At 46.3% G+C, this 8,086-nt stretch carries 6 protein-coding genes; 1 reads left to right on the top strand and 5 read right to left on the bottom strand.

The annotated features are described in order from the left end of the window. Nucleotides 1-242: 242 nt before the first annotated feature. From QUA20_RS30970 to QUA20_RS30950, 5 genes are all read right to left on the bottom strand, one after another. Complete coding sequence (locus tag QUA20_RS30970; protein WP_333194129.1) at nt 243-1,316, bottom strand: IS4 family transposase; 1,074 nt, start codon at nt 1,314-1,316, stop codon at nt 243-245. Nucleotides 1,317-1,581: 265 nt separating this feature from the next. Next, nucleotides 1,582-2,196, bottom strand: a complete 615-nt coding sequence (locus QUA20_RS30965) for a hypothetical protein (RefSeq protein WP_333194127.1) — start codon at nt 2,194-2,196, stop codon at nt 1,582-1,584. Between the two features lie 234 nt (nt 2,197-2,430). Next, entirely contained in the window at nt 2,431-3,558 is a 1,128-nt protein-coding gene (locus QUA20_RS30960; RefSeq protein ID WP_333194126.1) for a type II secretion system F family protein, read from the bottom strand. Nucleotides 3,559-3,652: 94 nt separating this feature from the next. Next, complete coding sequence (locus QUA20_RS30955) at nt 3,653-4,750, bottom strand: type IV pilus twitching motility protein PilT (RefSeq protein WP_172190933.1); 1,098 nt, start codon at nt 4,748-4,750, stop codon at nt 3,653-3,655. A 103-nt stretch (nt 4,751-4,853) separates the two neighbouring features. Further along, nucleotides 4,854-6,863, bottom strand: a complete 2,010-nt coding sequence (locus QUA20_RS30950) for a GspE/PulE family protein (RefSeq protein WP_333194123.1) — start codon at nt 6,861-6,863, stop codon at nt 4,854-4,856. 429 nt (nt 6,864-7,292) lie between these two features. On the opposite strand from QUA20_RS30950, the gene QUA20_RS30945 reads away from it, so the two are divergent. Beyond that, entirely contained in the window at nt 7,293-7,415 is a 123-nt protein-coding gene (locus QUA20_RS30945) for a hypothetical protein (protein WP_333194121.1), read from the top strand. Nucleotides 7,416-8,086 lie beyond the last annotated feature (671 nt).

The raw sequence follows: 8,086 nt of genomic DNA, 5'->3' as shown, positions 1-8,086 counted from the left end.
AGCTTATATTATCAAGGGACTTGCGAGTTCATTCATCTTTCTAAATGCTGTTTTCTTACTTTTTCAGCAAGCCCTAATTCGATTGCTGGGGGGGGGTGACAAAAAGGTCTACGAGATAGACTGTATAAGGGTTGCAGCCCGCATACCTTGTTGATAAAAGCGGCGTTTAGAAGGAGTTAACTTCATTAACTGTTCCACCTCCAAAGAATATTGTTCGAGATAATAAACCCACTTTTCTCCATCTAGACCAACACCAAATGTACTCCGTCTGCGATATTTTTTTTTTGTTCTTTGCGACGAGATACATATTTTTGTACCTGCTTTTTCTTCAGTTCCGTACCTTGAAATATTGCTGAGCTGTACGCAAGTGTCATGAGTAGAATCATGTTAATAAGTCGGTTTCCTTTGAGGCTAGTCCCTTCAAGATCGTAGCCTCCTTTTTTACAGTCTCGGAACATTTCTTCAATGCCCATCCGCTGCTTATAAGCATTGATTGCTGCTGGCAATGAACCTAAATCCGTGAGAATAAACCAAGCTTCTTTAACGTGAGATTTTCCATAATTTCTTTTCCATTTACAAGCAAGCTCAAATCCTGTGGCAGGTCGAGTTTTTCTCACTCTTTTTCTTTCAACAGACAAAGATGTTCCTGGTACTATTCCTAATTCATCTAACCGTTGCCAAATTAAATGTTTCCTTTCGATACAATGATTCTTTTTTAGTCTCAAGCAAAACGACACACCCTTTAATTTAAGCCCGTTTCCTAAATCAACAGAACAAAATTCACGGTCTCCTAAAACGATAATTTTATATTCTGAAAACAATGGTAAAATTTGTTGTAAATTTGCTGTTTGCTCCTCCAAGTTACTGTTTCCTAATTTTGGCAATAATGACCAGTATAATGGAATTGCTCTTTTTTCCCAGATTAGGCTAACCATAAAAAGATTAATGCACCCCCATTGACTGCGGTCAATTGCGATTGATAAACGAGTACCAATGGGGCAATAAGTGGTCAACCAATAAGTAATTAATGGGTACCAAATTAATGAGATAGTTAAATTTGGTAAATCCAGAAATCTTTGTATTTTTCTGCGCCGACTTTCTGTTGTAATTGGATAAGGAAATACCCGTGCCAGTCGTTCTAATCTCACTTGTTTTTCTGATTGCATCACAGATAGCAAAATTGTCATTACAAGAAACTGAGCTTTCGTCAGTTGTTTTTTTAAAGGAGTCTGGTAAAATGTTGGTATCATTATTTTTTGGATAGGCAAGCGTGTAACAATTATGCTGCCTATCTTTTTTAGCACACATTGGCTCAATCCTCACCACCTCTGGGTTTCAGGCTGGTTGTTACCCCCCCAGATTCGATTGTTTGAAATGCGATCTACCTGTCGAGCATAAACATTCCTTTCCCCACCCAAAATATCTTTGAATATTGGCATATAACAACCCGATTTAGGATTGGCAAACATCAATATTTATCTCTTTTCTCTTTCTCTGCGCCCTCTGCGCCCTCTGCGGTTCGTTGAAAAAAATCTACTTTACATCAAGCAATAGGATGGCTATAGGCGATCGCACCCAACCCTACAAATCAAAACTCTCTTCACCAATACTTCCCAGTTCCCCGCTACCCAGAAACTCTTCCTCCTCTACTTCCTCAATCCCAGACTCGAAACTTTCCAACACAAACGGCAAACCAGCCGCCATCAAACCCCGTTGAATCAGTTCCGGCGTTTCATCAAACAAAACAAATAGCGGATGAACAGCCTCAGCTTCATCGCTGTAAATATGTCTGTAGCGGTGCGGCATCAGCCATTCGTAACCTTTATCCAGCCAAACCTGAGACTGTCGCCAGCGGCCTAGCAACTCAGAAAACTCTTCGCCCGGACGATGAATGAAAATTAAAATTTCCACTCCTATTTTAACTTTCCATTCAGGATCGCACATCAAAATCGCCAAATCGCAGGGCAAACAAACTGCCTGTCCGGGCGATATGCTAGTGCCGCCTTTTCCCGCATACGAAACTCCGTCCCGCAAGCGCGCAATTGGCAAAGGAATGGTAATTAAACTATCATGGGCGCGGCGGATACTAGGAATCATTTCCATGTAAACTCGATATTTTTTCAGCAGGGCGATCGCGGCAGAAGATTCGCTGTACTCTGCTAGTAAGGCCTCGTAATGTGATTGTTTAACAGACATTTTTAAATCAAAGAATAAGTAATTATTAATTGCTGCTAATTGCTAATCGAGCGCTTCTCCTTACCAGAAAGACGCTGGTAATGAAGATTTGGAGGCAGAGCCTCCAAATTTTTTTCTCCTTTTAATCGAGGCTATGCCTCCTCCAAATATCTTCCCAGGCAGAGCCTGGGAACGATTGAAATAGTCATTGGTTATGCGTTAATTGCTAATAACTAATAACTAATTAGCCTTTTTTTACAGCTTCTGAAACACTGCGAACATCGGCAGATACATCGATAGCAAAATCGAACCTACGATACCACCGACGACCACAATCATCAGAGGTTCTAGCATACTGGTAAGTCCTTTTACTGCTTCTTCAACTTCTGTTTCGTAGAAAGCGCCAACTTTCATCAGCATCTTGTCAAGTTCCCCTGTCTCCTCGCCAATTGCCATCATTTGAATAGCCAAAGACGGAAAAACAGCTTGTTCTTGCAAAGCAATACTGATCATGCCACCGCTTTGAATTTCCTGTCGGGCATATTCGATCGCATTAGAGATCGCCTGATTCCCAGCCACATCTCGCACAATTTCCAAAGAATTGAGAATCGGCACGCCCGATCGCGTCAGCGACCCAAATATCACGCAAAACCGAGCCACCGCCGATTTTTCGATCAAATCTCCAAAAATCGGCAACTTCATCGCAATCCTATCAATTTGTAGGTGGCCTATTGGAGTTTTGTAGTACATATCGAAGGCAATTTTGAGCGCTATAATTACCCCAATAACTGTCACCTGTTGAATGGGAGGCCAAGCCGTACAAAATGAACTAATTGCCAACATCATCACCGTAAAAGCCGGCAAATCTGCACCAATATCCTTAAAGATTTTAGCGAAAGTTGGTAGCAAGAATATTGTCATTGCGAAAAAAATCACGATCGCGATGCCAAACACAGTCTTCGGATAAGACATTGCCGAATTAATTTCAGCCTCCGTCTTGTGATTTTTTTCCATCATCACCGCCAGACGGTCTAGGGTTTCATCAAGCACCCCCCCGACTTCTCCCGCCGCCACCATACTGATAAACAGTTGGTCAAAAACATCAGGAAACTTAGCCATCGCCTCTGCCAAGTTTATCCCCTCCTGCACGTCAGCATTCATGCTCCTGAGCGCTCGCTTCAGCTTAGCATTAGAACACTGCTCGTGCAGCACGGAAAGGCATCGAACGATCGCCACCCCTGCATTAAACATAGCCGCAAACTGACGAGCAAAAATAGCCATATCCTTAACAGTAAGACTGGTAAGGTTATACTCGATTTGCTCCTGAATCTTACTGAAATCAAAGCCACCTTTCGGTTTTTCGCGAATAACGTTGGTAGCCACAGCTCACCTCTGAAAATTTATTAAAAGTTATGACTCATCACTCATCAGTCATCAGTTCTTTCTAGGGGTTCCTAACTAATGAGTGCTGACTGAATTAATGAGCTCCTACCTTAGGGCCACCAACAGGTGCCGGGCCGATCAAGCGTTCGAGTTCGTCAGCCTTAGAAGCCTTGGCCATTGCGGATTCCCAAGTGACTTTACCGCTCTTGTAAAGTTCAGCGAGAGCCATTTCCATCGTCCTCATACCCAATTTTGCCCCCATTTGGATTTGGGAGTAAATCATGGGAGTTTTGCCCTCCCGGATCAAGTTAGCCATAGCTGGAGTGTTCACCATGATTTCCATAGCGCAGCAGCGGCCGCCCCCAACTTTTATTACCAAATTTTGGCTGCAAATTCCCACCAAAGAGTTAGACACCTGGGCGCGAACCTGGGGTTGTTGAATTGGCGGGAACACGTCCAAAATCCGATCGATCGTTGCAGCGGCCGAATTAGTGTGCAGCGTTCCCATCACCATGTGACCCGTTTCTGCTGCCGAAATTGCCAGACCGATAGTTTCCAAGTCCCGCATTTCCCCCACCAGAATTACATCAGGATCTTCGCGCAACGCAGCTTTCAGCGCATTAGCAAAGCTCTTAGTATCTTCGCCCTTTTGGCGCTGGTGAAACAAACTCTTGACATTGGGAAACACATATTCGATCGGATCTTCAACTGTTAGAATGTGTTCTGCCCGCGTCCGGTTGACCAGATCCAACAAAGCCGCCATCGTAGTAGTTTTCCCGGAACCCGTTTGTCCCGTCACCAACAGCATACCCCTGGGTCTTTCCGTCAGATCCCGCAAAATCTGCGGCACGCCTAAAGCATCGGCGTTAGGAATCTTAGAAGCCAGAGCCCGCATACAAGCAGCCCAAGCACCCCGCTCCCGGTAGACATTGACGCGAAACCGAGCCAATCCCCGAACGCCGTAAGCGCAGTCGAGTTCCCACTCCATTTCCAACTGCTTGCGCTGCATATTGTTGAGCATTTGGAAAATCAGGATCTGCACTTCCTCAGCAGACAGAATGTCGCCGTATTGCGTCTGAGGAGTTAGTTTACCGCTAACTCGGAAGAATATAGGCGCGCCCGCTTGGATGTGTATGTCCGAACCCCCTTGCTCTACCAGGGACTCCAGTACGTCTTCAATCATCAGACCCATAGATACCTCTCCTCGATCGAGTTGATAGTTATTGACCAATCTAGCTCAGTTAACAGTCAACAGTTAATAGTCAACATTTAACAGTCAACAGTTAACTGCTGAATCAATCCAAAAAGCGTGGCGTCAAGCAGTACGGACAATCCAACATCTCCGGCTTCAATTCCGCCCGACAAGTTTTGCAGGTAAGTCCCTGCTTGCGTTTTGCTTTCATTTCCGCCTCCAGGCCAGAGTCAGTAAACGTCACCCGCTCGACTTCTTCAAAAGTAGTCGCGCCTTCCCGCACCAACTGCAAGCTGTAAGCCAACAACGTTTTCATCCCTTCTTCTACTGCTGCTTCCTTAATTTGCTCTGTGGGAGCTCCTTGAGTGATCAGAGTTTGAAGCCGCTCAGTATTTTTCAGGAACTCGTAAACCCCTACCCGTCCTTTGTAGCCTAGGCCGCCGCACTTCCGACAAAGTTCCTCGCGTTCTGCGAGTTCCTTCCTTTGCTCCACCGGTACGGTGTTGGCTTTGTAAACAGTCAGATCAATTTCTTGAGAAGCCGACAGACCGTACTTGCCGAGTTCTGCGGCAGTAGGCTGGTAAGGAGTGCAGCATTTGTCGCAAACGCGCCGCATCAGGCGCTGAGCCAACACGCCCAACAGAGCGGCCGAAACCATGAACGGTTCTACGCCCATTTCCGCCAAACGCGCGACCGCCCCAGCCGCGTCGTTCGTGTGCAGCGTCGTCAGCACCAAGTGTCCCGTCAAAGCAGCTTCCAGAGCCGTTTTAGCCGTTTCCTTGTCCCGCGTTTCCCCCACCAGCATCACGTCAGGGTCTTGCCGCAAAAATGCCCGCAGAATGTTGGAAAAAGTCAAGTCTTTTTCCCGAATTACTTGACATTGGGTAATTCCTGGCAAAGCATATTCGATCGGGTCTTCCGCCGTACTGATATTAACCCCCGGATCGTTCCGTTCCGCCAGAATCGAGTACAGAGTAGTTGACTTGCCCGAACCCGTCGGCCCCGTCACCAAAATCAGTCCGAACGGACGGCTAGCACTCTCTCGCACTAAAGCCAGAGTTTCTTCGTCGGAAATTAACAAACCCAAACCCAACTGAGTGCTGGAACTGTCCAAAATCCGCAGTACGATTTTTTCGCCGTACCGGGAAGGCAAGCTGTTCACCCGGAAATCCACCGTGCGTCCCTCAAACACCCGGCGGATGCGCCCGTCTTGAGCTTGTCGGCGTTCGGCAATATCCAGGTTGGCAATAATCTTGAAACGAGCCGTAATCGATGCGACTACCTGCTTGGGAAACCGGAAATACTCTTGCAGCACCCCGTCTTTCCGCATCCGAATCCGCATGAACTCTTCTTGAGGTTCTACGTGGATGTCAGACACCTTTTCCGACAAAGCTTTAGCCAAAATGATATTGACGGCCTTAATTACCGGAGCCGCCTCAGCATCGTCCAAGGTGTTAGCTAGGTCTTCTTGGTCGGCAGTCTCCTCTTCTAGGGAGAGCTCGCCAAAATCTCCCTCCCCTAAATCCATCTTTCTCTGCTTTTCGGCTGCTGCTATTTTGGCTGCTACCTTAACTTGGTCGTCTTGATAAGCCGAAGTTATGTCCTGATAGTCGTCTGGCGTAATCACCCGTCGCTGCAAAGCCAAGCCGTGAGGCTGTAAAATCCGCCGCAAATCTTCTATGGCGTTGAGGTTGTCGGGATCTACCATTGCCACTAAAACCGCCGCAGGCTCAGTTTCAGTCTTCGCTACGGGTAAAAACCGGCCTTGGTGACAAATGTCGAGCGAAATCTTCAACCCGTCGAGCATAACTCCGAGTTGCTCGTTAGACATTTCGCTCATCTCCGGGTCAAATGCTTCAACCCCGTAGACAATCTTCCGTTCAAACATCTGCTGCTTCTTGTAAAGCCGCAGCAATTCTGGGGGCAACGGCTGCCCGGTAAGTGCTTCTAATACCTCCGTCAACCGCTTGCCCGACTTCTGGCTTTCAATTTGAGCTTGCTTCAGTTGGTCGCCGTTGACGTAACCCGCCTGAATCATCTTGTTGAGAGCCGGAGTAAAATTGCTCAGAGCAACTATCGATGTGGAGCGAAACCCCTGGGATGTGTTAGTCATAAAAAACACTCAATAGGTGGGAAACTCAGTCACAAAGAGTGCTGAGAGGAAAACCAACGCGGGGTTTTAACCCCCGTATTCTTTGTTTATGGATCAGCTATCATGTTGTTGCTCAATCCCTATCTCTCAAGTGTAAGCTCGCAGTCCCCTCTAAGCTTCGTCCACAAATTGACGAGACGTTAGAGGGATTTGCCAGTGCTTGCAATCAGATCTTGTTCGTTAAGTGGTAAGTTGCTTACTTACCTGATTAACTTGCGGGATACTCTCGTTATAGCGTCCGGACACATCACTTGGGGGTTACCTGTACTGGGAGAAAAAAGCGTGGTGGGGTGTGTCGCCTTCGCACGTTCATTCTATTTTCCCAAATTGTTTGCTCAAATCACAGCGCCCGTGGCGGCGCGGTTAGCTGTAATAAATTAAAGATGAGCTATGTTGTGTGATGATGATAGCTTTTACGAAAGTCTCGATCGGTCTTTTGAAATATATTTTGATGAATTATCTGCGATCGGGTACTGCCGGATCGGCTACATGAGTCTCCAGCACAGATTTTGAGGATCTCTAGTTTTTTGTCAGCCAATATTACTGTGATTCTACCCGGATGTCCGAATCTTTGTCACCCCGCCCGAAAACGGATACAAGTTTCCGACAGGAGTCGCCAGCCCCCAAAATTTTCGACTCTTGTTCAAAATCCCAGATTCATCTGTGGGGTAAATCTCAAATCATTCGGCTCAGCGATCGCGGGGAAGTCTCAAATCTCACCTCGGCTGACGTAAGATTGACGGTTCACAAATCTTGGAAATAGGCAAATTAGATATCAATCGTATCTAAAGATGAGCGCCTCCGCGAAACCAGCTAATGTCTCTCCTTTGGCTGGTAACAATTCGAGACTTCAAGGGACTTCGGGGTATCGAATCCGAAAAACAATAGCCCCAATTCGCATCAAGATTAACAACCTAGTATCTGAGTTACACAAGGAGACAGCTAGCTACTTATCACTAAATACAAATTCCTCTATCTCCCGACTTGGGAAACTGAGCAAATGGTAAAAAATGCAAGCGTCAGCTTGCGAATCAAACAGCCCGACCGATGATAACTTTGGATAACTTTAAGTCACTATCGTTGTTTTAAGCAAACGTTGAAAAATTAAACGGGAGCGTGTCACTTTTGCGACAAGTATAAATACTCAAAACAAGTGGGGCAAAGGTTTTGAGCTATTGTTGGCA

Origin of the sequence: Microcoleus sp. Pol7_A1 (assembly GCF_036701085.1) — a bacterium.
In the GTDB taxonomy this organism is placed as follows: Bacteria; Cyanobacteriota; Cyanobacteriia; order Cyanobacteriales; family Microcoleaceae; genus Microcoleus; species Microcoleus asticus.
The sequence above is the reverse complement of the archived record's forward strand: the minus strand, read 5'-3'. Positions and strand labels throughout refer to the sequence as shown.